General features: G+C 70.1%; 1 protein-coding gene. It reads left to right on the forward strand.

The features are described 5' to 3' along the window. Nucleotides 1-871: histidine kinase dimerization/phospho-acceptor domain-containing protein (locus IE312_RS43585; protein WP_229900913.1), on the forward strand; the 871-nt coding region annotated here is incomplete at both ends.

Here is an 871-nt window from a genome sequence, read left to right on the forward strand (position 1 = left end):
GCAGAAGTCCCTGCGCAACACCACGCAGATGGACCAGTTGCAGCTCACCCTCGCCCGCTGCACGGACACCCCGCAGCCGAACGGCTTCTTCCGTGACCGGTACTCCCAGCTGGTCACCGAGGACGGCAAGGTCTGCCTCTTCGGGGGTGCCTCCGGCAGGATCAAGGTCCTCCAGGCCGACAAGACGGAGATCAAGAACCTCGACACCAACATCCTGTACTTCCGCAACGGAACGGACGACGAGGGCAACGAGCTGCGCGTGCTGACCCGGCCGTTCGGCCCCACCGCGACCGTGACGGGCGAGCCCGGACCCAACGTCGGCGTGCTGGTCGCCGTACCGCTGAAGACCACCCAGAAGACCCTCAACGACCTCGCCCTGATCCTGCTCCTGGTGTCCGCCGTCGGTGTCGTCGGCGCCGGGGCCGCGGGCCTCGCGGTCGCCCGGGCAGGCCTGCGGCCCGTCGACAAGCTGACCGAGGCCGTGGAGCACGTGGCCCGGACCGAGGACCTGACCATCCGCATCCCCGTCGAGGACGTCAGCGAGGACGAGGTGGCCCGGCTGTCGCGGTCGTTCAACTCGATGACTGCCTCGCTGGCCAGCTCCCGGGACCTGCAGCAGCAGCTGATCGCGGACGCCGGACACGAGCTGCGCACGCCCCTGACCTCGCTGCGGACGAACATCGAACTGCTCACCCGCAGCGAGGAGACGGGCCGGCCGATCCCGCCGGAGGACCGCAAGGCGCTGCTCGCCTCGGTGACGGCACAGGTGACCGAGCTGGCCGCGCTGATCGGCGACCTGCAGGAGCTGTCCCGCTCGGAGGGGCAGCGCGGCGAGCGGGTGCAGGTGGTCCCCTTGCAGGACACCGTCGAG

The organism is Streptomyces capoamus (genome assembly GCF_014654935.1).
Lineage (GTDB): Bacteria > Actinomycetota > Actinomycetes > Streptomycetales > Streptomycetaceae > Streptomyces > Streptomyces capoamus.